The 25,455-nt window shown below is 35.1% G+C and carries 22 protein-coding genes and 3 other annotated features; of the genes, 6 read left to right on the forward strand and 16 right to left on the reverse strand.

Annotated elements, in window-relative coordinates; translation table 11 throughout:
* Nucleotides 1–308: 308 nt before the first annotated feature.
* Nucleotides 309–1,805, forward strand: coding sequence for an IS110 family transposase (locus NKR74_RS12080; RefSeq protein WP_253629698.1), 1,497 nt, complete (start codon nucleotides 309–311; stop codon nucleotides 1,803–1,805).
* Between the two features lie 118 nt (nucleotides 1,806–1,923).
* On the opposite strand, the gene NKR74_RS12085 is transcribed toward NKR74_RS12080, so the two are convergent.
* Nucleotides 1,924–2,283, reverse strand: a complete 360-nt coding sequence (locus NKR74_RS12085) for an MFS transporter (protein ID WP_253629699.1) — start codon at nucleotides 2,281–2,283, stop codon at nucleotides 1,924–1,926.
* 318 nt (nucleotides 2,284–2,601) lie between these two features.
* On the opposite strand from NKR74_RS12085, the gene NKR74_RS12090 reads away from it, so the two are divergent.
* Complete coding sequence (locus tag NKR74_RS12090; protein WP_253629700.1) at nucleotides 2,602–2,805, forward strand: hypothetical protein; 204 nt, start codon at nucleotides 2,602–2,604, stop codon at nucleotides 2,803–2,805.
* A gap of 78 nt (nucleotides 2,806–2,883) precedes the next feature.
* Here the strand turns inward: NKR74_RS12090 and NKR74_RS12095 are convergent, their stop codons facing one another.
* The 8 genes from NKR74_RS12095 to NKR74_RS12130 form a co-directional block, all read right to left on the reverse strand.
* Nucleotides 2,884–4,056, reverse strand: coding sequence for a GNAT family N-acetyltransferase (locus NKR74_RS12095; RefSeq protein WP_253629701.1), 1,173 nt, complete (start codon nucleotides 4,054–4,056; stop codon nucleotides 2,884–2,886).
* A gap of 112 nt (nucleotides 4,057–4,168) precedes the next feature.
* On the reverse strand, nucleotides 4,169–5,461 hold the full coding sequence (gene aroA, locus NKR74_RS12100; protein ID WP_253629702.1) for a 3-phosphoshikimate 1-carboxyvinyltransferase: 1,293 nt from the start codon (nucleotides 5,459–5,461) through the stop codon (nucleotides 4,169–4,171).
* A 24-nt stretch (nucleotides 5,462–5,485) separates the two neighbouring features.
* Nucleotides 5,486–6,586: a prephenate dehydrogenase gene (locus NKR74_RS12105; protein WP_253629703.1), complete on the reverse strand. Its 1,101-nt coding sequence runs from the start codon at nucleotides 6,584–6,586 to the stop codon at nucleotides 5,486–5,488.
* Nucleotides 6,579–7,673, reverse strand: a complete 1,095-nt coding sequence (gene hisC, locus NKR74_RS12110) for a histidinol-phosphate transaminase (protein ID WP_253629704.1) — start codon at nucleotides 7,671–7,673, stop codon at nucleotides 6,579–6,581. The genes NKR74_RS12105 and hisC overlap by 8 nt, the downstream gene beginning before the upstream one ends.
* 15 nt (nucleotides 7,674–7,688) lie before the next feature.
* Nucleotides 7,689–8,861, reverse strand: coding sequence for a chorismate synthase (gene aroC / locus NKR74_RS12115; protein WP_253629705.1), 1,173 nt, complete (start codon nucleotides 8,859–8,861; stop codon nucleotides 7,689–7,691).
* 113 nt (nucleotides 8,862–8,974) lie between these two features.
* Nucleotides 8,975–9,206, reverse strand: a binding site (T-box leader).
* Nucleotides 9,207–9,213: 7 nt separating this feature from the next.
* Complete coding sequence (locus NKR74_RS12120) at nucleotides 9,214–10,290, reverse strand: bifunctional 3-deoxy-7-phosphoheptulonate synthase/chorismate mutase (RefSeq protein ID WP_253629706.1); 1,077 nt, start codon at nucleotides 10,288–10,290, stop codon at nucleotides 9,214–9,216.
* Between the two features lie 142 nt (nucleotides 10,291–10,432).
* Nucleotides 10,433–10,665, reverse strand: a binding site (T-box leader).
* Between the two features lie 55 nt (nucleotides 10,666–10,720).
* Nucleotides 10,721–10,953: a binding site (T-box leader), on the reverse strand.
* Between the two features lie 99 nt (nucleotides 10,954–11,052).
* Entirely contained in the window at nucleotides 11,053–14,568 is a 3,516-nt protein-coding gene (locus tag NKR74_RS12125; protein ID WP_253629707.1) for a DUF4020 domain-containing protein, read from the reverse strand.
* A gap of 206 nt (nucleotides 14,569–14,774) precedes the next feature.
* The gene (locus NKR74_RS12130) at nucleotides 14,775–15,020 is read right to left on the reverse strand and encodes a DUF2651 family protein (RefSeq protein WP_253629708.1); all 246 of its coding nucleotides are present in this window, start codon (nucleotides 15,018–15,020) and stop codon (nucleotides 14,775–14,777) included.
* A gap of 155 nt (nucleotides 15,021–15,175) precedes the next feature.
* Between NKR74_RS12130 and NKR74_RS12135 the strand changes: the two genes are divergently transcribed.
* Complete coding sequence (locus tag NKR74_RS12135; protein ID WP_253629709.1) at nucleotides 15,176–15,625, forward strand: YndM family protein; 450 nt, start codon at nucleotides 15,176–15,178, stop codon at nucleotides 15,623–15,625.
* Nucleotides 15,626–15,887: 262 nt separating this feature from the next.
* Here the strand turns inward: NKR74_RS12135 and NKR74_RS12140 are convergent, their stop codons facing one another.
* From NKR74_RS12140 to NKR74_RS12150, 3 genes are all read right to left on the reverse strand, one after another.
* The gene (locus tag NKR74_RS12140) at nucleotides 15,888–16,592 is read right to left on the reverse strand and encodes a YoaK family protein (RefSeq protein WP_253629710.1); all 705 of its coding nucleotides are present in this window, start codon (nucleotides 16,590–16,592) and stop codon (nucleotides 15,888–15,890) included.
* Nucleotides 16,593–17,117: 525 nt separating this feature from the next.
* Nucleotides 17,118–18,143 (reverse strand): DUF2332 domain-containing protein, encoded by a 1,026-nt coding sequence (locus tag NKR74_RS12145; RefSeq protein ID WP_253629711.1) that lies wholly within the window; start codon nucleotides 18,141–18,143, stop codon nucleotides 17,118–17,120.
* A 240-nt stretch (nucleotides 18,144–18,383) separates the two neighbouring features.
* On the reverse strand, nucleotides 18,384–19,715 hold the full coding sequence (locus tag NKR74_RS12150; RefSeq protein WP_253629712.1) for a D-serine ammonia-lyase: 1,332 nt from the start codon (nucleotides 19,713–19,715) through the stop codon (nucleotides 18,384–18,386).
* 184 nt (nucleotides 19,716–19,899) lie between these two features.
* Between NKR74_RS12150 and NKR74_RS12155 the strand changes: the two genes are divergently transcribed.
* A complete protein-coding gene (locus NKR74_RS12155; protein ID WP_098307071.1) occupies nucleotides 19,900–20,454 on the forward strand; it encodes a helix-turn-helix domain-containing protein in 555 nt (184 codons plus the stop codon).
* A gap of 508 nt (nucleotides 20,455–20,962) precedes the next feature.
* On the opposite strand, the gene NKR74_RS12160 is transcribed toward NKR74_RS12155, so the two are convergent.
* The 3 genes from NKR74_RS12160 to NKR74_RS12170 form a co-directional block, all read right to left on the reverse strand.
* Nucleotides 20,963–21,466, reverse strand: a complete 504-nt coding sequence (locus NKR74_RS12160) for a GNAT family N-acetyltransferase (RefSeq protein WP_253629713.1) — start codon at nucleotides 21,464–21,466, stop codon at nucleotides 20,963–20,965.
* A gap of 146 nt (nucleotides 21,467–21,612) precedes the next feature.
* Complete coding sequence (locus tag NKR74_RS12165) at nucleotides 21,613–22,134, reverse strand: cysteine hydrolase family protein (protein WP_098307067.1); 522 nt, start codon at nucleotides 22,132–22,134, stop codon at nucleotides 21,613–21,615.
* The gene (locus tag NKR74_RS12170; RefSeq protein ID WP_253629714.1) at nucleotides 22,134–22,685 is read right to left on the reverse strand and encodes a GNAT family N-acetyltransferase; all 552 of its coding nucleotides are present in this window, start codon (nucleotides 22,683–22,685) and stop codon (nucleotides 22,134–22,136) included. Before NKR74_RS12170 ends, NKR74_RS12165 begins: the two co-directional genes overlap by 1 nt.
* A gap of 170 nt (nucleotides 22,686–22,855) precedes the next feature.
* Here NKR74_RS12170 and NKR74_RS12175 point away from each other — a divergent pair, with 170 nt between their 5' ends.
* Nucleotides 22,856–23,404 (forward strand): DUF1572 family protein, encoded by a 549-nt coding sequence (locus NKR74_RS12175; protein ID WP_098307063.1) that lies wholly within the window; start codon nucleotides 22,856–22,858, stop codon nucleotides 23,402–23,404.
* Between the two features lie 247 nt (nucleotides 23,405–23,651).
* Nucleotides 23,652–24,101 (forward strand): DUF5946 family protein, encoded by a 450-nt coding sequence (locus NKR74_RS12180; RefSeq protein ID WP_098307061.1) that lies wholly within the window; start codon nucleotides 23,652–23,654, stop codon nucleotides 24,099–24,101.
* 339 nt (nucleotides 24,102–24,440) lie between these two features.
* On the opposite strand, the gene lsrB is transcribed toward NKR74_RS12180, so the two are convergent.
* Nucleotides 24,441–25,433 carry an autoinducer 2 ABC transporter substrate-binding protein LsrB gene (lsrB, locus tag NKR74_RS12185; RefSeq protein ID WP_375337697.1) on the reverse strand — a complete coding sequence of 331 codons (993 nt, stop codon included), beginning with the start codon at nucleotides 25,431–25,433 and terminating at the stop codon, nucleotides 24,441–24,443.
* Between the last annotated feature and the right edge of the window lie 22 nt (nucleotides 25,434–25,455).

The following is a 25,455-nucleotide window of genomic DNA, read 5'->3' on the forward strand; positions in this document are numbered from 1 at the left end:
TTATAACAAATTAAACAAAAAAGATAAAAAAATTCTGTGAATTAGGCAGGGAATAGGATACTAGATAAAGAATTTTTCTTTTAGAAATTTAAAAGACTATATGCAAGTGAAATTCAAAAACGTATATAGTATTTAATTAAATTAGCGATTGAAACTCTTTGATAATTTGGGGCTGGTTCTTGGCCAGACCTCTTTACTTAATGTGAGATTTACCATCTGGCGTTATAGTCCTGACATACTACATTGGGCATTAAGCTCTAACGGAAAATTGGACAGTCAGATGTATATATCGCTAGGAGGATTTACGTATGAGTGAAAACACAGTAGTACCCTTTAGTTTTATAGAGGAATCCAAAGAAAAAGAAAAAGAAACTAAGAGGATAATGTACCAGTTATTTGTGGGAATTGACATTGGTGCCTCTTTTCACGTTGCTAGTTGTATCCCCTTCCAAACCTTTTTAGACCCAAAGGGACGTGAATGGAAACGGGCAAAAACAATGAAGTTTAATGCGGACAGCCTGGGAATGACACAGTTTTTACAAGCCTTAGAACAAATGGAAAAACAACTAGGAATTCATAGGGCGGATTTCCTAGTTTTACTAGAACCAACAGGTGGTCACTACTCTTATCTGCTTCAACAAGTCCTTTTGAACGAAAATTTTGATGTATACTTAGTGGAAAATTCCGCAGTAAAAGACTTCCGCGAAAAGCATTTAGGAATTACTGAAAAATCAGATGCGGTAGACGCAAGGGTAATGTCCTATATGGGATGGCATAAGACTTTACACCCTCATATGAGAGGGGTTAGCCTACTTAAACCAGCTTCTGTAACTCAATCTATTTTTCGTTCGTTAACCCGTGATCGATGGTTATTAAATACTCAGTTAACACGGCGTAAAAATCAGGTGCAGCAACTTTTAACTGTTACGCACCCAGACCTCAAAGTAGCATTTAAAAAGCTTGGTACCACTTCTGTGATGAAGTTCGTATTGAAGTATCCTACTGGTAAAGATCTAAAGCTAGCCACACAGGAAGAACTACGACAAACAATGATTGAATCTGGTGCAAAGCGAATAGCTACGAAGGCGTCTAAGGCACTAGCAGAAGTTACAGCAAAGTCTATAACAATTGATGTCCCTCATTTAGTTGGAAGACAAAATTGGGTAATTGAAGAAGCGTTACGTATTGAAGAAAGTATTAAAGGGATTGACAATCACATTCAAGAACTACTTCACGGAAATTCAAGCAAAGGTATTAAAGCTCACCCTTATACAGAGTTATTATACTCTTTCCCTTTTATGAGCGATAATTGGGCTTGTGCCCTTATCGGAGCCATTGGTGATGTTGAACGGTTTAATACATATAAAGAGTTCAAAAAGTATCTTGGTGTTTCGGCTGAAAATAAACAATCAGGGACATCAGTAAAGGGTACGAGAATGACCTTTAGTGGTGTTCGAGATGCACGTCGAGTTCTCTTTCAAATGGCAATGGTTATCATTGCGACAAAATCACAACCGTCCGTATTCAGCTCCTATTATCATCGTCTTGTAGAGCGTAAAATGAATGGAAAAACAGCAATTGGGCATATGTGTGGCAAGATTGCCAAAATCCTTTATATGATGCTTAAAACAGGGCAAAAGTATGACCCTGTAAAACATGCACAAGCAACAGGTATTCCTTGGGATTCTGTTTACGACAAAAGAACAAAAAATGTCAACTCGGAGAAGTTTTATCAAGAAGCATTAAAGCTTGCAGGGGATTCAACATCTGACGATGTTGAATTAATTGAAACAGAGGTAGATTAAGACTTAAAAAAACTAATTTCCTGTAAGTGTTTTAAAAGATAAAAAACAACTGTTTACGGTATAAAAACAGTGCTATTTCCAAGAGGGATTTTTTATTTTCCTCTCGGAAAGCACTACACTACATTAATAAAGGACTCCCCCATCCTTCTACGAAAGAAAGTATCAATATGTAAGCGAATAAAATATAAATATGAGAAGTTAAGAATGTAAATCCTAATAGTAATAAAGTGATCAAAATGGTTTTAGTAATTTGTAAGTTTACAAGTGTTTTTGACATAGAAGTATTTTGTAGGATTAGTGGTGCTGACAAGCCAGCTATTAATCTTGTAAGGGCCTTAAAAAAAGGAAATAAAGAAGCGAATAATACAGATTCTGTTTTCTGATAAATATAAGTCATAATGACCATGATGTATACGACATCAGCTAATGAGATGCTTGTTTGAGCTATCCAAAATGAATAAAATCTATAATTTTTCATCGCCACCTCCAAATAAGAAATACAATTTAATTATAATTATTATAAAATAAATATTATTAAAAATAAATAGGAATTGAACGGGCGCTATATATATTCAGAATACAAACTGAAGATATGAGTACATAGCATTTTTTTTAATGAACTGTAAACAATTGAATGCTCTTATCGATGGAGTAAAAGTGAAATAACCACTTCCTGAAGGTAGAGATTACAAACAAGAAAAAGAACCTTTACAATCCTAATTAAAATTCACCTGCACATTTCAAACAAACAAATGAATATACTATTTCATACATGATCCATTGGAGTGAACATATTATGAACCTCTTTCCAACAAGGGTTGTTACTGGTACTCCTGTAGTAACCCCTTCCGTTCACGTTGCCGCTATTCATACGGCAACTCCCGTTGTAGGAATTGTAACGCCATTCATCTGGCCATATCCACCCATCCACTTATCGGTAACACATCCACAAGTCATCTATCATTTCCATCACATTCCTTCAATATATAGAAAATATTGATGAACTGCTTAATTTTAAGAACATAAAAAGCGCTACTTTCACATAGCACTTTTTATGTTCTTTATCTATTTACAACAATTAAAAGAAATCATAAATAAATGGTTGCTGGGAAGGAATCAAGTTTTCAAATTGATTTATGTCTTCTTCTGTTCCGGAAATGATACCTATTTGATTTAATTCCCATGGACTTCTATAGCCAAAAAGAGCTGTAGACAAAGCATTAATATTTAGGTGTACGCCTTTTTCTTTCAATGCTATAGCTTCTTCTTCTTTTACCATAACTACCTCTTTATCTCGTAATAAGACTGTCTGATTATTCCAAGGTGCAAATGAATCAGAAATATGTAAAATAAGCTCTTCCTCGTTATGTTCCCAAGCAAATGGATATTGCTTAATAAAACGCTCAACATCTACGATTCTAACCATAAAGTAAGGTTTTATTTCAGCCTTAACACGAGGCTCTTGCAGTGAAAACAGCAATGGTTCTTTTTCATGAACAATCATTTCAAGCTCTTGAATCATCGAATCATGCTGACAAATAAAATTCCATAAACCGCTTCTAGCCTCACTGTTTAATGGCACAAATTCTTCTACTTTCATCTTAGAACTCTCTATTTTATAAAGTATATAACCTGTAGGTTCATCAACTTGATTATAATAAACAGCTGCATGCAGATCACCATAAACAAAATCTAACCAGAAATCCTGATTACGAACTAACATACCAGAATATCTTTTTGCAAATTGCTCATATACAATTTCAACCTCTTTCAAATGTGATTCCTTCTTAAAACGTTTTATACTTCCTGGTACGTGTTCTTTCATGATTAAATCAGCTTTTGATAATGAGCAAACAAGGCGATTCGCAAACAATTCCCATCCATACTTCCTATAAAAAGAAACAGAAAATGGATGCAGCATTGAAACGCTATAACCATCTTGTTTCATCGTCTCTAATACATATTTTAACAGTTTTTTTACATACCCATTTCGCCTAAACTCTGGATATGTAGCTACTCCTGCAATTCCACCCATTTTGAACTTTTCTTCACCTAAAAAGATTTCAAACGGAATTAGGTGTAATTTTGTGGCAAGCTCTTTTCCTTCTAATATCCCAAATATTTGATGATACTTTTTAAAAAGCTGAAGACGTTTTTCAATTTGATCTTCTGGTACTTTATATTGAAAGGCATATTCAGATAGTCTGACTGCCTCTCGATGTTGTTCTTCTAATAATTGAGTTACTTCCATGCTCCCGCTCTCCCTCCATCGTATTACTAACTGCACATGCACAATAAAATATAACATAATAATCAGAAAACATAAATTTTGCAAATGAAAACCCGATAGATTTTATATCAATCTACCGGGTTTCTAACTTCAATTTCTCAATTTCTTCAAAAAATCCCGGATACGATACTCCAACAGCTTCCGCATCCTGAATTAATGTTTCTCCCTCAGCAATGCATCCAGCCACTGCAAGCATCATTCCAATCCGATGATCACCATGACTATTTACGGTATTTCCCTTTAATGATGTTTTCCCATAAATAATCATACCATCGTTCGTTGCTTCTATACGCGCCCCTAATTTTGTTAATTCTTCTACAACGGTATCAATTCGATTTGTTTCCTTCACTTTTAATTCATGTGCATCTTTAATAATTGTAATACCTTCTGCTTGCGTTGCTGCAAGAGCGATAATTGGAATTTCATCAATTAATCTTGGAATCATATCGCCGCCAATCTCAATTCCTTTTAACTTTGATGTTTCAATTATAAGATTAGCAGCAGGTTCTGCAGCATCTGTATCATATTGTTCAATTTCTAACTTTGCTCCCATTTTTGTAAGAGCATCGATAATTCCTGTTCTTGTTGGATTGATTCCAACATTTTTTAATGTAAGTTTGCTATTCGGAGTGATGGCACCGCCTACTAGGAAAAACGCAGCCGATGAAATGTCTCCTGGTACATGAATGTTCGTACCTTTTAGCTGTTGCCCACCTTCTATTGAAACTTTTGTTCCATCTCGTTTTACTTGTACACCAAATGCTTGAAGCATTCTTTCCGTATGATCTCGTGATATATGAGGTTCTGTAACACTTGTTACACCCTGCGCTCTAAGGCCTGCTAATAAAATAGCAGATTTCACTTGAGCGCTTGCAACAGGTGAAATATAATCAATCGCTTGAAGATTTCCTCCTCGTATCGTTAGCGGTGTATACGTTCCGTCTTCTCTTCCATCAATTGTTGCTCCCATTAGACTAAGCGGTTTTGTAACGCGTTTCATTGGTCGTTTTCCAATTGAAGCATCACCTTGCAAACAAAAATGAAGATTTGTATTCGCTAATATTCCAAGCAATAAACGAATCGTTGTACCAGAATTTCCAACATCAAGTACGCGCTCTGCTTCTTGTAATCCTTTAATTCCTGTTCCAATTACCTCTACTTCATCTCCGTTTTGCGTTATCGATACACCCATCTCACGAAAACAAGAAATAGTACTTAGACAGTCTGCTCCTGGTAAAAAACCTTTAATCGTTGTTTTTCCGTGGGCGATTGCGCCAAACATGACAGAACGATGCGAAATTGATTTATCACCTGGAATAATAATCTTTCCTTGCAAACCTTCTATAGCTGTTTGTACAGTTTTCATATTTGTTACGGCACCTTCTTTCATTTAAATATTTTCATATGTTTGATACTGTTCATGCTGTAAAGATTGCGTTGCTCTCATACGATCCTCTTCTGTTTGAAAGCTAATACGTAACACCCCGAGTAATCCTTCACGCGCTTCTAGTATTTGCAAGTTTGTAATACTAATCTCTTGCTTTGCAAGTATGCTTGTAATATGCGCTAACGCCCCTACTTTATCTAAAACATCAACGTATAAATCATGATAAGCAGGAATCGCACCGCTTTTACGAACAGGCATGGAATCACGGTATTCTTTTGCATTCGCAAAGTAAGTGTGTAGTACTTCTGCATCTCCTTCTGCGACTGTATGCTGTAATTGCTTCATTTCCATAATCCATTCCTCTAATAACTGTAATAAATGAGTACGGTTTTGTCTTACAATATCACTCCACATTTTCGGACTACTAGAAGCGATGCGGGTAATATCTTTAAAACCGCCAGCTGCCAGCATATGAATCAATGGGTTGTCACCCGCATGTTTTTCTACTTGTTTAACTAAGCCTGCAGCAATTAAATGCGGAAAATGACTCACAACACCTGTTACATAATCATGTTCCTCTGTATTTAACACAAGAAAATGCGAACGCGTTCCCTTTAACCAATCCTTTAATTGTTCGACTTTCTCCGTCTGAACAGTATTCATTGGCGTTAAAATGTAGTAGGCATTTTCAAATAAGTGTGCCTTCGCACTTTCTACACCCGTTTTATGAGATCCTGCCATCGGATGCCCACCAATAAACGTAATACCGTTTTCTAGTAACGTCTCAGCTTCATTCATAATTGTTCCTTTTGTACTCCCGACATCCGTAACGATAACATCTTCACGCAATTGATATGAAGCAAGTTTTCTAAGCAACTTTGTTGTTTCTTCGACAGGAGATGCAAAGATAATTAAATGTGCTTCTTCACACATTGTCTTTAAGTCCACTCCCACTTCATCGATTACATTCAATCGTTTTGCACGTTTTACTTGTTCACTTTGAATGTCATAACCAGTAATGGTTACACTATGTTCTCGCTTAATTGCTAAAGCAAGTGAACCGCCAATTAGTCCTGTTCCAATTAATACAACTTTTTTACACATGCGCCTCATCTCGAGACCTACTATTATTAAAATGTTGTGTTAACACTGCAATCACTCCTTCATTTTGCTCACTCGTGCCAATCGTGATCCGAACACCATTCGGAAACGGACGAATGATATACCCAGCGTGTGCACAAAGTTCATAAACTGTTTGTGCATCTTCTAACGGTAGAAAGATAAAATTTGTTTGAGACGAATAAAACGAAATTTCATTTTCTTTGCAAAATCTTTCATATTGCTCCAAGCCTTCTCGATTTGCACGAATTGTCTTTTGTAAAAACTGTTTATCGTTCCATGCAAGCACTGCTGCTTTTTGTGCAAGTGCTGACACATTAAATGGAAGGCGAACGACATTCAATTTCTCAATTATTGCTTCATTCCCAATTGCATAACCAACTCGAAATGCAGCTAATCCATACGCTTTTGAAAATGTTCTTAATATAAGAAGGTTCTTATACTCTTTTAGTAATGAAATTGTATCTGGAAGATCACTCGCTGTGACATATTCATAATATGCTTCATCAATCACAACCAATGTTTCTTTATGAACTTCCCTCATAAATTCACGTAATTTTCGGTCATTTACATATGTTCCTGTTGGATTATTCGGGTTACAAATCCAAACAATCTTTGTTTTCCCATCGATTGCTGACGCAATTTCATCTAAGTTATAAGTTCCATTCTGCAACGGAACTTCCTTCACCTCACACCCCTCGATTACTGCGTGATGACGATATTGCGGAAATGTTTCTCCAGCCGTAACGACATTATCTCCTTGACAAAGCATCGTTCGGCTAATGATTTGAATCACTTCATCAAGCCCACTTCCACATAAAATTTCTTCCTTTTTAACATGTAGTTTTTCCGCAATTGTTTGACGGAGTTCAACCGCTCCCCCGTCTGGGTATAAAGCATGTTCATTCCACTCTCCTTGTAACCCTTCCATAACACGAGGTGAACAGCCAAATGGATTTTCATTTGAAGCTAATTTTACAAATGAGTGAAAACCATAATCTTCTTGCATTTGTTTTGCCGATTTACCCGGTTTATATGGTTGCAGTGTTCCTAATTGTTCTTTTACTTTCACGAAAATCCCTCCTTTTTAAAATTCTTTTGCGTACTTGTTATGCTGAGCAATATTATGTTTAATAAGATCCATACGATCTTTCCCAAACTGTTCTACTAATGTAGTTGCCAGCTCCCACGCAACAACTGATTCTGCTACTACACTTGCTGCTGGTACTGCACAGCTATCTGAACGTTCAATACTTGCTTGAAACGTTTCCTTTGTGTCAATATCTACACTTGCCAGTGGTTTATATAATGTAGGAATTGGTTTCATAACACCTCTCACAACAATTGGCATACCTGTTGTCATCCCGCCTTCTAACCCGCCAGCGTTATTCGTTTTTCGTGTGTAACCCGTTTCTTCATCCCATAAAATTTCATCATGAACAGCACTCCCTGGTTGCCAGGATGCCTCAAAACCAATGCCAATTTCAGCACCTTTAAACGCATTAATACTCATGATGGCTGCAGCTAATTTTGCATCTAATTTCCGGTCATAATGAACGTAACTCCCAACACCAATCGGCATTCCTTCAGCAATTACCTCAACGATTCCGCCAATGGAATCTCCATTACTCTTCGCTGTATCAATCGCTTCCATCATCGCTTGCTCTGCTTCTTGATCTAAGCAGCGAACAGGTGAGTTTTCTGAAATAACCTGCAGCTCTGCTAATGATACATGTGGAACTTGCTTGGCTTTCACACCACCAATTTCAAGCACATGCCCTGCGATAGTTACTCCTAATTCTGTTAAAATCTTTTTTGCAATAGCTCCTGCCGCTACTCTCACAGTCGTCTCTCTTGCTGAAGAACGCTCCAATACATTACGTATATCACGATGACCATATTTAATTGCTCCATTTAAATCAGCATGCCCTGGACGTGGTTTTGTAATCGTTCGTTTCATTTCTTTACTTTCTTGTTCAGAAATCGGTTCAGCGCTCATTACTTTTGTCCAATGCTTGAAATCATCATTTTTCACAACTAATGTAATTGGCGAACCAAGCGTATAGCCATGACGCACACCACTTACAATTTCAACAGTATCCGTTTCAATTTGCATACGTCTTCCGCGGCCGTGACCTTTTTGTCGTCTTAATAACTCTATATTAATATCTTCCGCAGTTAAAGAAAGACCAGAAGGAACACCCTCCAAAATAACTGTCAACTGCGGACCATGTGATTCTCCAGCTGTTATATATCTCATCTTTGTTTCCCCTTTACGATTTTATCCTGCTACTTTTAGACAGCGAAAGCTTATATGTAGCCTCTCCACTACTGGAAGTTCACCCTATAAAAAAGCCCCTACTGATTCAGCTCAGTAGGGGCGATGATATCGCGGTACCACCCTAGTTATAGACAAGTATGTCTATCTCTTTTTATTGTTAACGATCATATTGACCGTCTTTCCCTTCATAAAGACTTCTATCTTTACTACGAAAAAGATGCTCCAGGGCTGTAATTCACATTTACCTTTGTACTGATTTCCACCAACCATCAGCTCTCTGTAACAAGGAGATAAATGCTACTGTTTTCCTTTCAACGCAATATCTATTTAATTATGATAACTTATTTTTAAATCCTTTTAACTCTTCCATGAATGCATGGAACTGTGGAATATCCATTTGCTGTGCGGAATCTGATAATGCAACCGCTGGGTCTGGATGCACTTCTGCCATAACTGCATCTGCACTGATTGCTAGTGCTGCTTTCGCAGTTGGAAGAAGTAAGTCTTTTCGTCCTGTTGAATGTGTTACATCCACAACAACCGGTAAATGTGTTTCTTTCTTTAAAATTGGTACTGCTGAAATATCAAGTGTATTACGCGTTGCTTTTTCGTATGTGCGAATACCACGCTCACATAAAATAATTTGATCGTTTCCTTGTGCAATAATGTATTCTGCTGCATGGACAAACTCATCAATTGTCGCTGCTAAACCACGTTTTAATAATACTGGTTTATTTACCTTTCCAACAGCTCTTAATAAATCAAAGTTTTGCATATTACGAGCGCCTACTTGAATCACATCAACATAATCAAGCGCCATTTCTACATCATTTGGATTTAAGATTTCACTAATGATTGCTAAATCAAACTCGTCTGCTACTTGGCGTAAAATTTGCAAACCCTCTATTCCTAATCCTTGGAAATCGTAAGGGGATGTTCTCGGTTTGAACGCACCGCCGCGCATTAATTTTATACCTTGTTCTTTCATTGCCTGAGCAACTTGGCGAACTTGATCTAAACTTTCAACTGCGCAAGGTCCCATAATAAATGTTTGTACACCGCTACCTAATAATTCACCTTTTACATCAACAACTGTGTTTTCTTGTTTCTTTTTACGTGAAACTAATAATGCTTTACGATTGTCATCTTCTTGCAATTCTAAACTTGCTTTAAAAATTGTTTTGAAAATATGTTGCACTGTAGATGTTTCAAATGGCCCTTCGTTATGTTCAGCAATCATATCAAGTACTTCACGCTCACGAACAGGATCGAAGCGTTTCGTACCTTGCAGTTTCTTTTGTTGACCAATTTCTTGAACAACCTTTGCACGCTCATTTAATAAGTGCAGAAGTTGTAAGTTAATTTCATCCACCTGTTTACGTAATTGTTCTAATTCATGATTTCCCATTGAAAATTCCTCCTTGTATCATTTGAAAATTTATAATAAGGGATTGAAAATTCCCTATTTTCTGAACCTAATATTTGTAACAAAAGAAGGTTGGTAACGATTCCTTGTGAAAAATATACAAAAAACCCCTACTGATCCAATCAGTAGGGACGATTATTATCGCGGTACCACCCTAGTTGCAGACAAAATTGTCTACCTCTCTTCTTTGTTAACGATCACACTGACCGTCTTTCCCTTCATAAAGACATCATCTTTACTACGAAAAAGATGCTCCAGGACTGTAATTCATGTTTGTTTATGTACTGGTTCACACCAACCACCAGCTCTCTGTTACAGGGAAACAACCACTACTATTTTTCCTATCATCGCGCTTATTATTTTATTGTCATATAGGTCCGCATATATGCAAAAAATCCCTACTGATTCAATCAGTAGGGACGATTATTATCGCGGTACCACCCTAGTTGTAGACAAATATGTCTACCTCTCTTCTTTGTTAACGATCATATCGACCGTCTTTTCCTTTATAAAGACATCTGCCTTTACTACGAAAAAGATGCTCCAGGACTGTAATTCACGTTTACCTTTGTACTGATTTCCACCAACCATCAGCTCTCTGTTACAGGGAGATAAACACTACTATGTTCCCTTCAATGCTTTATTTTTATTAAGTATTGATTTGTATTATAAAGTGTTATTTTTAACCATGTCAACACTTTTTCATTATTTTTTAAAAATTCTACTCACACTGCATCGTATGTTTCATAATAACAAATGTGAATCATTTGCATTTCGATTGATCAATCCGATGCGCATCATCTCATTTTGAATACATTCAAATAGTGTATTTTCAAGCTTTGTTTCATCAAATATTTTCTGAAGATTAATGATTTCATTTTCAATACACTCTGCATCATTTAGCTTTGTTAATAAAACGAAAAATAAATTTGCATACACTTTAGGATTTTGATGAATTAGCTCACTTTTTTCCAGCATCTGTTTGAACAAATATTTCACTTCTTGTTTCTCTTTATGCAGTGAAGATATAGAAAAATACGATAAAACAGCTTCAATCCCTTTTTCAGCAATAGCATCCATGTGTAACACAAACCGCAGAAAGATGATATATTCTTTCCCTAATATTATACTCATTTTGGGACGTTCTACTAAAAAATCTGCAAGCCAGTCTTGCCAAAACTTTTGTTGTTCTTTTATACTTAATGTTTTTACATAGTAAGATACATTTCCGACAAACTTTACTTTTTCTAGCTCTTCTCCCTGTATAAAAAGAGTGTATAACCAATCTATTTGTTCATCCCAATATAAAATACACTTTAGAAAGACGAGACTCAGCCACTTCATAAATACTTCTTGTGTTTGTTCATTCAACAAATGTAAATGGCGAACAGCAAAAGCAATATATTTCTTTGTTTGTATAAATAAAGGCAAATTAATTTGAGTATTTACAAACCCAGCCCATGCATACTTTGTTTCCTCTTCATTTTTCTGCAAATCTAAATAAGGAATCATATGCTTTCTACACCATTGCTTCTCGATATGATAGAGAAATGTTAAATCAGCTGTGAGCCTAGCAAGCATAACATTTACGTAGTATGATTTTTTTCGCATCTGCTCTTCAAATACATACAAATAAGCATGTATATTTCGATCATATAGATGTTCATATGCAAGAAGTTTTAATAAAACTGCTGTTATTTTCCCTACCGGATGCTGAACAGCCTCATTGTAGTAATCCGTTTGCTCTTTTCTTCCTCCTTGCTCACCTTTCATAACATGAGGGAACAACGAAAAAGCAAGCTGCTTTACTGCTCGAATTGTGTCTTCTTGAAATTCCTCTAACCGATTGCTCTTTTCATACAGAAAACTACTAATAAGCCATTGATAAGTAGCATATCGTACAAATTGATGTAACAATGGTAAAATCTCTTGTATTTGCTCATTTGTTAATTTTCGATTATTGCGCCACTCCCTCATTAATACAAACCATACTTCTTTACTCACTTCTTTATATCTAACTAATTGATATGCAAGAGAAATACTCCATTGTGCATTTGTTTTACAAGCCTTGGAAAGCATTTCTAAAAAATGATGTTTCTCAAACAATCCTTCATGTGAATATTGAAGAACTTGCCTTACCATTTCTTCCTCTCTCATATGCAACAAACCATCTGCTGTTAAATTGCATGTAATCGGCTGTAACGTCCGCTCTTCTTGTAAATCGGGATACTTTCTCGATAAAAAATGAGGGAATTTCTGTTTCATAAATTCATATGTTTGTTTCGTAGACTCGTTATCTGGAGCGCACATGTAAAGCCAATCTATTAAGTTACAAGCCGCGTAACAAGTTTTTACTTCAAAGTGTTTCATTACGTTTTTTAACACTTTTTGTTTTGAAGATTCAGATGCCTGTTCATAATGATTCTTTAACAGTTGAAATACCTCATGCTTGCAAGAGTCTTCAATAAGCAATTTATGTTGTAATAACCATTCAATTTTTTCATTTTGCGTTCGGAACACAGTATGGTTCATACTATGCACTGCAATTCTCTTTTGCAGTGTGTTTCCAAATTCAAGCATATAAGCAATATAAAAATTTGCTTTATTTTCATCATGTGCACAAATATAATTCATACAATCTCTAACAATATTAATTAAAAAAGAAAATTCACGCGGCTGGCTATCTTGCTCATGCGGTTCGATTGCACTTCGTAATTCACTGATTGTATCATGGATTTGAAGGGTCTTTTGTTTTAGAGCTAATCTCTGTAATTTTTCTAATCCAATCTGCAAAATTGGTATAGCAAAATAAGAAAGATGCGGCTTTATTTTCACTTCCCATATGTGCTGCATTTTTGAAAAAGTTGCAGCTGACAGGTGATTTGTTTCCGCTAACTCTACAACATCTTGCGTCTCTTGTTCCCATTGCCGAAGTCGCTTCAATTTCAGTTTTCCATCTAATATACAAGTTAGTAAAAGAACCATAATTTCTTTATGCTCCGGGTACGTACATTTATGAAGTAAAGAAGGCAAATTGCCAATAAAAAATTCTTTTGTTTTCGCCTTTTCTAACAATAATATAAGCCATTTTGCAAAGGAAATCGTATGTATCGGTTGTTCCATATCTACTAAAAACGTGCATATCGTATTCCATAACAAGGCAGATATCTTCGTATTATTTTTATACATTAACTGAAATAATTCATTTTGATGACTTAATAAAAAATGATCAACAATCCACTGTGCAAGCAACTGATCTTTCTCAGAAGTATCAGCTTCTTCTGAAAATAAATTCCGTAACTGCCCCTCTTTTTCTAGCCATTCCACCCATTCGTAGTCTCTTGCAAACTCTACAAAATATCGAAGTGTTTCAATCTTTTTTACAGATTGTTTAATATAAGACAGCTGCTCCTGCTCTAAAGATGGTGGAACCGTTACGATATCACGAATCCGTGTTCTTTTTGTAATATAATTATCACCCATTAGCTCTGCCCATCGCTGTACTGCTTTTGCTAATGACTGATGATTTTGCATCTTATTCGGATATACAATCGGCTTAACCCCTAAATGCTCCCAGTGATATGTATTTTCTCCATGAGCAACAAAGGCATACCTTCTCGTACTAGGTGGTAATCCAGTTGCTAAATACTTCATAACAGGGTCATTATGACTATAACCAATAAATAAAACGGTATAATTAGAAAATAGGTCTACTAAAAACCGCCTTGCCCATCCTTCTGTTAAGTAAGCCCTTCCAAAATCACCATCTGTCAAGATTAAATTTTCTTTTTCTTGTTCCACATTACCATGAATGTATGCCAATCCTTTAAAAGCTCTTCCAGTTGGAAGTGCCGGAGCATAATATATATTTACTTTACGCTTCGATTCCTCGAGTAAAGTTGTAAAATGTTGATCAAAATTTGTAGTTACAATACGAACATTTTCATCAGCTGCAAATAATTGTAAAATAGAATCATGCAATGGATTTGGCTTTGAATACGCTACATGAACAAGATTCTTAGCAATCTGATGAACATCTTTCGTTTTCGCAATTTTTCCAAGATAATAATCGTGCGGTTCATTTTCCTCACGCTTTTCTACATATAGAGCGTTCGCAATATAATCAACTAAGTCATCAAAATTCGGTAAGTTTGAATTACCTTTCATAGATACTCCAGCTCCAACAAATACCACCAATTTCCCTTGTTCGAGTTTATCAAATAATTCATCTGGAATTTCTACCTCTGAAGTAATCCACATCTCTATCCCTCCTTACCTAAAAATGTTAATTTCCTCTTTTTAATATAACATTTTTTGTGTTTTTTTAACATTCAGATAAATGAAAGGTGATAAAAATTTTTACTTTTAAAAATCAGTTCTACCTTTGAGAATAATATTTCATTTTCCTTTCAGTTCATTCAAAAATCCTTCAACTTAAAGTTAAACAGCAGTTCAAATCACTAAATTCATTTAGACAAAATAAATTTGAACAAAAGCCCAACCAATATTGATAAAGCTGAATATAAAATTATCCAATAGAGAAATGTTTCATTTGCATACATAATCATAAAGACTATTGAAAGCAGAAAAATGATTAAGGGCATAACAAATAAATTTTTTAACCCTACATAAGCGATTGCACTTAAAATTACCGTAACAACCGGAAACAGAATGAGTACTAAGAACATCGGATTGATTAATAATTGAGTCATTATCTTCCTCCTATTTAGGTATTTGAATTAGGTGTTTATCTTTTTTACAATGATACATTGTTAATTTAACTCCACCTTACAATTTGAACTTTAAATTTCCATGCATAAACTTCCTATTTTCATTCAAACTAAATAGAAAAAGAGAGGTTCAGATGATGAATCATATTACTATTCTGCTTATAAAGTTTGTATCCTGCATAATTGCTTTTGCAATTGGCTTGGATTTTTTCTTTGATGCAACATTTGTTGACATCTTTTCCTTCAGTCTATTTATCACGATTGCCTCGTATATGTTAGGAGACCTAATCTTCTTACCACGGGTGGGAAATACCGCTGCAATCATGGTTGATTTTCTTTTCACTTATATGAGTGTATGGATTTTCGGCAGCGTACTTCTAGATAATTATATGCAAATTGCTTGGGGAAGTATTTTATCAGCAATAGTAGTTACAGTAGCAGAAGTCTTTGTTCATAGTTATTTACTCAGTCGTATTTCTACTCAGCAAACAAGCAATAGAAAAGATATTAATTTCCACCGATCGCTAGCTTATGGAACAGAGTTTGCTGAAGAACAGAATGTTACAGATGCGAAAAAACGGAAATGATATAACCTTTTTGCATCATTCTCTCTACTTCCATACAATATACAACAACATCTGCTAATACATTTCACACAGCTAGTTACGATAATACTCCATCAGAAATAACGAAAAAGTTATAGTCGTCAGTAGTTACTAACCTTAAATTCAATTGAAAAAATCCTGAGAACCATTATTTCTCAGGATTTTTTACCGATCTACGATTTAAATGTTACCAACGTATTGCACTCCACATGAGGGATTATCAAAGCAGCATTTTCAAATTTTTTTATTTCAACGTTAAGGATTTTCTCCAATAACCTCTATCTTTATGATACAAAATAAGAGCAATCACTAAAATTCCAGATGCAATCCAAATAGATCTGATCCCTATATGAGTGGTGGAAAAAGTCCCTAACAGTACACCAAATATAAAAGAAAAAATGATAACAAGAAATTCTTTAAATCGTTTTTTCTCTTCCTGATCATGTTCTTTGAATGCTAAATATGCTGCCTGCGTTGCAATTCGAAGATTACCTGTTGTCATCGTTGAATTGTAGGCCCACTTGTCTAGTTTATTAAAAGTAGAGATCTGTAAAGATGATACAAACGAAATACATACTGTTACCACTATGTTAGGTATACTTTTTGGCAAGATACCTACAATGATTAAAACAATACATTCTAGCATAAGAATAGAGCGTCTATAACTATGTAATAAATGCCTTATATGAGGAATCTTTACTACTTCTGATATTAAAACACCTAATATAAAAGCTAAAATAGGCGGGATATAAAGCAAAGCACTTCCCCATTCCCCATTAGCTGCTCTTATAGCGAGTAGTACTACATTTCCTGTCTGTGCATTAGCAAATACTCCGTCCCTGCTAATGAAAGTGTAAGCATCTAAAAACCCTCCAACTACAGCTAGCAAAACACCCAAATAAACAGAGTTTGAAGATAATGAGGGGATTGTACTTAGTTTGTCTTTCATATTATTATCTCCTTGTACCTTATATTGAAAATATTCATTTATAGTTAATATTCTATTTATACAAAAACAGCGTTCCTTTAAAATCCTTCACAGTAGAATAGCAATCCTTATCTTGATTTCGCTTTCCTTTTCTTTTTCCCATATTAGCTATAACAATGTATAACCATACCAAGTTTTTTTACTATAATCAACACAATTATTTAACATATTTTACTCGTTTCATTTCGTTCATATTCAAATGTATTACCAACATGACAGTTCCAGAGTACGTACAGACCGGCGATAGCCCTTTATCAAAAATAACCCCAAAAGTGTTCTTACACAGAATCACTTTTGGGGTTACTGTAAGTTATAGTTATCGGTAGTTACTAATTTTAATTTCAATCGGGAAAATTACGTTTATGCCTATCTTAGTTAATTCCTGCTGAATGTAATAACAATGTTCTGCTCCAATAGTTACTAAGATCTTTTCTTCATGGCGATTTTAGCCATAAAAATTTTCTCCTTAATACATTAAGTAAAAATCTACTTCAAGTCCCAATCAAACCATCTACCATGTCCATCTGTTTCTCCGATAGTTTGATTATATTCTATACCATTTAAAAAATAATCAAGATGAAGTTTTCTATCCCACATATTGTTGTAAATATGAAAAACATCTCTTTTACTTCCAATCGTTTTTATTTTTTCTATTAGTTCATACTTAGAACCTTCTGGTATTTGATTTGCAACGTGAGTATGGAAAATACAAATAGCATTATCATTTGAAAGTTTTTCTACAACATTTGTAAGTAATGCCACTCCATTCCCTTCTACAAGTTTTACTGGATTCTCGATAAGGCATTTAGCTGCACTTTCAAAAAGCGCTAACCTTTCTTCATGTTCAGGCCAAATAAGCGACTTTAACCATAAATAGTCTTCTGAATCGTTTAAATCACTAATATGTAAGTCTAATCCTACCTTTGAAGCTACTGGAGGACTAGCTAAAAGAAATGGTGGTGTATGATTTCCTTTTATTTCAGATGTTATATGGACATTTGAATCTTTATCTCCATAAATCTCATTTGTTCCATATGAATAACTATACTTGTCCCATAACAATTGCAGACCAGCACTTGTTCCAATTTCTATTAGTGATAAGGGCTTCTTTACAACATTGTAAATATAGCAAAAAATTGGATATAGATAAGCAGAACGTCTTACTTCATTCGTCTGTACTAGCTTGTTTTTTAAGATAGAAATGATTTCGCCTCTATATATTCGGCAAAAATCCTTGAAATGAATAAAAGAATCTTCTATTTCTCTCGGATGCTTAGTCATACTTGGATAATACTCTTTTAAAACATGTTCTTTTCCTTTTAACAAAAGATAATGAACAGTTCCTAAAAATAAATTAGGAACTGGTTGCCCTTCTCGAGAATTTGCACATAACTCCATTAATTCATCATCTTCTGAAATCTTTATAGATAAATACTCATACAGTTCACTTGAACCTCTACATTCAATTTGGGCAAAGTTCTTAAATCGTTCGGATAGTTGAGATGTATTCAAATTAATTCCTCCCCGCCAGTGAGAATTTTCAAAATTTTACAAACAATTACATTATAACTGAATCTAAGATTATGGTAAACCATTATTGCTACAGTTTTGTTATGGCAATATATGAAAACATAAAGAAACTTATAAAAACAAAAAGTACACCACTTTAGATAAGTGATGTACTCATACAAATAAGTTACTTTAATCTACAATAAAGATTACTTAAAAAATCTTCTTGATTTTATAAGCTATTTATCCTTTTTTATAATATTCTTCCATAATGTAAGGTGGAACCATTCCTCCACCTGTTCCCCACATGATATGCGTTGCCTGTTTCATTTTTTCTTGTAGATGATTTTCTTGTATATATTGCTGTTGTTTAAACAACTGAACCGGCCCGTATACACTTGCCAATGCTGACGGCTCTAACTTGATTCCTTCTGTATCGACAAAAGCTTTTAATAGTCTATATAATTCTTGATCACTAACTGTGTAACAGCCACTTAGCAACGGTTCAATTACTTTTCCAACAAATCCAGATGCTCTTCCTACCGCAAGGCCATCAGCTTCTGTCACATTATCAATGCCAAAGTCTTGGACAGAAATTTCATCGTGAAGACCTGTCAGCAAACCGAGTAACATACATGGAGAATGAGTTGGTTCCGCAAAGAAGCAATGTACATGATCACCAAACAATAATTTCAAACCAAATGCTACGCCGCCAGGACCTCCGCCGACACCACATGGTAAATAAACAAATAATGGATGGTCAGCATCAACAACAATATTTTGATCCTGCAGTTGTTTTTGCAAGCGAGAAGCAGCTACAGCATATCCAAGAAACAGATTTTTTGAATTCTCATCATCAACGAAATAACACATAGGATCCGCTTCGGCTTGTCTTCTTCCTTCTTCTACTGCTTTACTATAATCCGCTGCATATTCAATAACTGTGACATTTTTACTTCGAAGTAAATCTTTTTTCCACTGCTTTGCATCAGCGGACATATGAACTGTCACATTAAATCCTAATTTTGCACTCATAATGCCAATACTAAGCCCTAAATTCCCTGTTGAACCTACTGCGATTGAATATTGCGAGAAGAACGTGCGGAATTGATCACTATCTAAAGTGGAATAATCATCTTGTTTATTTAATAAATGATGTTCTAAAGCTAAATCTTCCGCATGTTTAAGAACTTCATAAATTCCGCCTCTTGCTTTAATAGATCCTGATATCGGAAGCTGACTATCACATTTTAGTAATAAATTCCCTACTATATGCTGCTCATACTCTTGTTCTAAATGTTGTTTCATAGAAGGCGTTGTCACTAAAGGAGATTCAATGATCCCATTCGTATCTTTTGTTTCAGGAAAGGCTTTCGCAATATACGGTGCAAAACGTTTTAATCTTTCCTCAGCATCTTTTACATCGTCTTTAGTAAGAGGTGCTTTTTTAATTCCGGTTTCAAACTCTTCTTTATTAGGATTGACCCAAAATACTTCCTCCGTCAAAACGAGTTGATTTAGTAAAGGGTGCTTTTCTTTTAAGATTTGTATAGCTGTGCTATCATACTTCTTCATTTGTGAATTCTCCCTTCTTTATCCTTATTTAATTAATGTTAGATGTTAGCATTTTAAAATTTAATTTTATTTATTATAATTAAACTAAATTTAACACACAAACGAAATTAATTAAATATATATTAATAAATTTAAATTAAATTTAATAAAAATCTTTAATAATTCATATACAAGGAGAATCAACATGAATGATATAAATGTCGGACAAAGAATAGCAGAATACCGAAAAGCACAAGGCTTGAGTAGTCGAGAACTGGCAACACTCGTCAATGTCACACCTTCTATGTTAAGTCAAATCGAAAAAGGATCTGCAAACCCATCCTTGCAAACCCTTAAATTAATATCTAACGCATTAAATATTCCTATGTTTAATTTCTTTTTGGAAGATACAAGTGCACAAAGCTTAGTTGTAAGAGCTGACCAACGAAAAAAGATTAGTTTTCCTGAAAGTGAACATTTGTCATATGAATTACTATCTCCAGATTTAACGGGAGCCCTTGAACTTGCTCTTATGACTTTATTACCTCAAGCCTCTTCTTCCGAAAAACTAATAGAGCATAAAGGTGAAGAAATCGCATTTGTTTTAGAGGGAACTGTTACTCTAAATTTAAATCAAGAAACATTAACTTTATACACAGGTGATAGTGTAAAAATCCCATCTTATATGAAGCATAAATGGGAAAATCCGTATAAGGAGAAAGCAGTAGTAATCTTTGCAATTACTCCTCCTACTTTTTAACTCCGCATGACATTGACTAATTTCGGCGAGAAGAACTGTGTAAGGACTTAATGAAAAACTAAATTTACTTATAAATAAGCATCATCTCTAGGGATTTATGTAGCTTTGAAAAAAAGTTTGATCAAAAATACCTCGCAATCCCAAATTTTACGATAAATAAACAGAATCCATTTTGAAAGAAGATTGATCAAAATGGATTCTTCTAAGCAGATTTAAGTTTGGTTTTTATAAAAAAGTTTGATCATTTCTACCTATGTCGTTCAACAACCACGCCCGATTCTTGAAGATCGTCGCTTAAATCTTATTCAAGATAAGCACTCAGTTAGTGCAATAAGATTTTTGTCCAGCCACCTTTTTTTGTCACTACTTCAGCAGGAGTAAATGCTTCGTATTGGTTATAGTTTGTCACTATTTGGGTTATAAACCAGCCCTTTTACCTGTATCTGGATTCTCCCCTAAAGTAATGACCTTTTCTCCTTTTCCATAGTTTCGGAAAAGGTCGAAATCTCTAAAGATCGCGTACGTTCCAAACTATCTCACCGCGCTCGTCCCACGTGCTGTGGTGCCGCTCAAATCCTATCTTTTCTAGCACTCGGAAGGACGCAAAATTCCAAGCGCCTACAGTCGACCAAAGCCTGTTGCGCCCGGTAGCAATCGCAGCGTCCAGGACCACGGATGCTGCCTCAGTCACATAGCCTTTACGGTGAACGCTGCGGAACAGCTCATATGCGATCTCCGGCTCTTCAAGTGTGGAACGACCGATAATCAAGCCACAGTATCCGATGAAATCGCCTTCGTCTCGGCGGCGAATAGTGAGAAGGGAAATGCCATTTTCGACTGCTCTCTTGCGCATCTCGATAATCCGGCTACGGGCGGCGTCAAGAGTCGGCATGTCCACACCACGTTCACCAATTAGTTTTCTCAACCAGGCTGCATCGGATTCCTCCCACATACTCAGGTCAAGTCGTTCGGTTTTCAGCTGGAACGCCATAGGTTCAAAGAAAGCTGTCATAGTGGAAACCTCCTAGTTATGTCACTGCACTCATATATAAACGGTTGAACTTTGTTTTAAATCCACAATTCACTCTAAAAATGGTGGCTTAACTTTCATCAAAATACACTTAGATTATGAAATATTTCTCTCTACATACTATGTTTCTAATTTAACTTTATATCTTTTACATCTACTATATTCGCAAACCAGCCTAACACTTTATTGTGGTGCTGAATGATATCTTCTGCACATAATTGCTCTGAATCAAACGTACTATGTGCACCATGAATAAGTGTTACTTTATACCCTTCACTAAAGGCACGGCGAACGGTTGTATCTACACAATATTCGGTTTGCAGTCCACAAATGAAAAGATGTTTAATTCCTTTTTCTTGCAAAACTGCACGAAGATTTGTTTCATGAAAAGAATCAGGTGTTTCTTTTTCCACTACAACCTCATTTGACATCGGAGTAATTTTAGAATGAATGTGCCAACCCGGTGTTCCTTTTTCTAGCGGATGACCCTCAGTTCCATTATGTTGTACATAGATAACAGGTATATCATGTGTACGACATTTTTGAATTACTTCCTGTAAATTTTGCAATAAGCCAGAGCCATTATGTACAGGCACACCTGCTGTATACATTCCTTCTTGCACATCAATTACTATAAGTGCTTGTTTCATCAACCAACTCTCCCCTCATTTTTATACTCCATCATCCAGCAATCTTCCAATACTCCTTCATGTAATTCATGTTTTTTCAACAATTTCACTTTTTGAAAACCACACTTTTCATAGCAACGAATTGCTCGTTCATTTCTTACCCTTGGATCCATCGCAATTGCGACTGCACCTAATTTGTTACTGATATATGTAATTACAGCTTGCACAAGCTCTGTACCAATTCCTCGGTTCCAGTATGCTGTTTCTCCAATAAATTGGTCCATCCCCCATACATTCTCTTTCTTACCATATCCATATAACGCTTTCCACTCTGCATCTAAAGGATACATTTGTACATAGCCAATAGCTCGGTCTTTATATTCCACAATACACTTTTTCTCTTTATCTTCAGAACTACTTATATAACGCTCTCGAACTTGTTCTACTGATTGTGGTTTGTCTCGCCCTTCATAAAAACGTAAAACTTCAGGATTTGATAACCAGTTTGATAATGTTTGAACATCATCTTCCGTTATGTATCGAATAGATAGCTCTCCTTGTTGAAATAACATATGATTACTCCTCTCTTGCAACATTACTGTATTCGACTTATAACGAAACAACCCTTCCTTATGAAAGAAAGGGCTGTTAAGAACTTTATATTCCACTACGTTCAAATAAAAGGTTACAACAGGTAAATATCGAATCCTTTATAAAAGTATTTTTTAGGTAGGTGTTTATAATGGGAATTGAAAAAGAGTATTTACGCTGTGTATTAAAAACATTTCATTCTATGAAAAAGTTAGGCGAAGATGCTATCGATCAATTAAGTTATGAAGAACTCCATATATATCCGAATGAAGAATCTAATAGTATCGCCATTATCGTCAAACACATGTGGGGAAACATGCTTTCTAGATGGACTGATTTTTTAACAACAGATGGGGAAAAATCAACTAGAAACCGTGATGATGAATTTACTGGGGAATTTCCCTCTAAAGCAGCCTTATATGAGGCATGGAATCAAGGATGGAAAGTTTTATTTACAGCATTGAATAGTTTGAAAGAAAACGATTTAGAAAAGACAATTCATATACGCGGAGAGGCTCACTCTGTAATTGAAGCTATTGAAAGGCAAATATCACATTATTCCTATCATATTGGCCAAATTGTATATGTAGGGAAGTTACTTAAAAATGAGAAATGGAAATGCCTTTCTGTTCCTAGAGGAAAATCGATTGAATATACCGAGAAACTCATGAGCAAACATAAAAATCTAGAGAATAAATGAAAATCATACTTTTGGGACAATCAAAGGTAAAAATGGTGATAAAATATTGTCCGTTTTTATGATAGGCTCTGTTAAAGTATAGTGTTGATATTTAATACATTCTCGAATCCTTAGTATATTTGTTATAAGAACAAACATTCGCGGAGGAAGCAAGAATGAGCAAAGCATTTAGTAATCTACTTAAGCACATTGATAAATTACCACATACCCAAAAAGAACAAGTATATCAGTGGAGGATTTAACGACAATGGTTGACAATAATACAATAATGGAATCTGGTAAATGTATTGAATGTGGAGCAAATGAAATAGATGGACTTTCCTGTTACGAGATGTTTCAATTCCCACTGGTTTGGGAGCATAACGACTCTAAATTATATGATTTACATTTTTGGCTTGTTTCTTGTTATATGATTCAACACCCATCTAACTATACTAAAGATGGATATAATCATTTGATAAACTTATTCACTGGAGCTTATGATAATAATTGGGATACTGGTTATATTCTTAGAAAAAATAGGGAACTCGTTTCAAAAGTAGGTAAAATAACCAATCCACTGCCAAACCACAAAAGAAAACGTATATATAGAAGATGGTCAATGACAATTGAAGATTTATATAATGGTGGAGAAAAAAATGCAATAAACAACATCAATAAATGGAAAGAAACAATTAGAAAGGATTTAAAAAAATAATGACTGTGAAATTTAGACAGTCATTGTTCATATTCACTTATCAACATTTTAGTTTAACAGAGCCTTATGATAAGAAATAAAAGGGGCTGCATCTGCTCCTTTTGTTTCTATATCTAGCCCCCTTTTTCAGTCTACAACTATTTTTCCCTTTGGACAGCAATCATTCTTGTAATTCTACTTCACTCGCATCGGGGCTCCTTTCTCAAAGCTTTCACTCTATATTCTCTCGATTTTCAAAAAAGTTTCATTTTTATTTCATAAAAAAGAGCAACCATATTAGGTTGCTCTTCACTTGAAAATATTCATCATTATAATTAATTTTTCTTTAAAAACACACTATTAAAAATTATATTTTTCAATGTTATCCTTTGTAAACACAACCCGTTCTGGCAATACAATAATTCCATTTCCTTCTGCTTCATAATCGTATCCTTGAATCGAATTTGGTTCCACTTTCACTTTTCCAATACCAGGAACTTCAAAGCTATCACCAACTTTTAACTTTTTACCCTTTACAACCATTTCATTTGCAACATAGGTTGCAAGTGCACCTTGTTGTTTTACATCCCACAAGCCAAACTGTTGAACTGTACCACGCTTCACATAATCTCGCATGACATTAGGTGTTGAAAAACCAGTAATAACAACTTTCTTATCCACTTTTAAATTTTCTGCAGCTTGTGCCATTGCTGGTAATGCAGTTGCATCAGGGCAAATGACTGCATTAATATCTGGATATGTTTTCAAAATGCTTTCACCTACTGCTAGTGATTTTTGAGCATTGTTTTCCCCATACTGGGTCGTCACAATTTCCCAATTCGGATATTTTTCTTTTATAATTGCTTTCGCTTTTGTAACCCATTGATTCTGATCTGTTACTGTTGGACTAGAATAGAAGAATGCTACTTTTCCTTTATCACCAATTTGTGAAGCAGTCATTTGAATAAGCAAATTGGCCAATTGTTCTGGTGTTCCTTGACTTATATAGAAAGAGCGATCTTTCGGATTAACGTCAGAATCCCATGTTAATACTGTAATCCCCTTTTTCTTTGCACGTTGCAAAGCTTGTGATAAACCGTCGACAGAAGTAGATGAAACCATAATCGCATCATAGTTTTGATTAATAAAGTTATTAATATATTTTACCTGTCCTGATACACTTGCCTCAGAAGGTCCATCGTATTTTAAATTTACACCGAGCTTATCCGCCATTTCTTTTGCGCCTTCTCCGCCCGATGTAAAGAAACCGACTCCAGTTAATTTAGGAATAAAGGCAAATTTCACATCTTTTGATTTATTCCCATCTGATTTTGTATTTGTACATGCCATCATAGAAACAACAAACACCAATAAA

The organism is Bacillus sp. 3103sda1 (genome assembly GCF_024159135.1).
Classification (GTDB): Bacteria; Bacillota; Bacilli; order Bacillales; family Bacillaceae_G; genus Bacillus_A; species Bacillus_A rhizoplanae.

Coding starts and splice junctions, on each gene's coding strand:
- NKR74_RS12080 (WP_253629698.1), top strand. CDS start 309: ATGAGTGAAAACACAGTAGTACCCTTTAGTTTTATAGAGGAATCCAAA.
- NKR74_RS12085 (WP_253629699.1), bottom strand. CDS start 2,283: ATGAAAAATTATAGATTTTATTCATTTTGGATAGCTCAAACAAGCATC.
- NKR74_RS12090 (WP_253629700.1), top strand. CDS start 2,602: ATGAACCTCTTTCCAACAAGGGTTGTTACTGGTACTCCTGTAGTAACC.
- NKR74_RS12095 (WP_253629701.1), bottom strand. CDS start 4,056: ATGGAAGTAACTCAATTATTAGAAGAACAACATCGAGAGGCAGTCAGA.
- aroA (WP_253629702.1), bottom strand. CDS start 5,461: ATGAAAACTGTACAAACAGCTATAGAAGGTTTGCAAGGAAAGATTATT.
- NKR74_RS12105 (WP_253629703.1), bottom strand. CDS start 6,586: ATGTGTAAAAAAGTTGTATTAATTGGAACAGGACTAATTGGCGGTTCA.
- aroC (WP_253629705.1), bottom strand. CDS start 8,861: ATGAGATATATAACAGCTGGAGAATCACATGGTCCGCAGTTGACAGTT.
- NKR74_RS12120 (WP_253629706.1), bottom strand. CDS start 10,290: ATGGGAAATCATGAATTAGAACAATTACGTAAACAGGTGGATGAAATT.
- NKR74_RS12125 (WP_253629707.1), bottom strand. CDS start 14,568: ATGTGGATTACTTCAGAGGTAGAAATTCCAGATGAATTATTTGATAAA.
- NKR74_RS12130 (WP_253629708.1), bottom strand. CDS start 15,020: ATGACTCAATTATTAATCAATCCGATGTTCTTAGTACTCATTCTGTTT.
- NKR74_RS12135 (WP_253629709.1), top strand. CDS start 15,176: ATGAATCATATTACTATTCTGCTTATAAAGTTTGTATCCTGCATAATT.
- NKR74_RS12140 (WP_253629710.1), bottom strand. CDS start 16,592: ATGAAAGACAAACTAAGTACAATCCCCTCATTATCTTCAAACTCTGTT.
- NKR74_RS12150 (WP_253629712.1), bottom strand. CDS start 19,715: ATGAAGAAGTATGATAGCACAGCTATACAAATCTTAAAAGAAAAGCAC.
- NKR74_RS12155 (WP_098307071.1), top strand. CDS start 19,900: ATGAATGATATAAATGTCGGACAAAGAATAGCAGAATACCGAAAAGCA.
- NKR74_RS12160 (WP_253629713.1), bottom strand. CDS start 21,466: ATGACAGCTTTCTTTGAACCTATGGCGTTCCAGCTGAAAACCGAACGA.
- NKR74_RS12165 (WP_098307067.1), bottom strand. CDS start 22,134: ATGAAACAAGCACTTATAGTAATTGATGTGCAAGAAGGAATGTATACA.
- NKR74_RS12170 (WP_253629714.1), bottom strand. CDS start 22,685: ATGTTATTTCAACAAGGAGAGCTATCTATTCGATACATAACGGAAGAT.
- NKR74_RS12175 (WP_098307063.1), top strand. CDS start 22,856: ATGGGAATTGAAAAAGAGTATTTACGCTGTGTATTAAAAACATTTCAT.
- NKR74_RS12180 (WP_098307061.1), top strand. CDS start 23,652: ATGGTTGACAATAATACAATAATGGAATCTGGTAAATGTATTGAATGT.
- lsrB (WP_375337697.1), bottom strand. CDS start 25,433: ATGATGGCATGTACAAATACAAAATCAGATGGGAATAAATCAAAAGAT.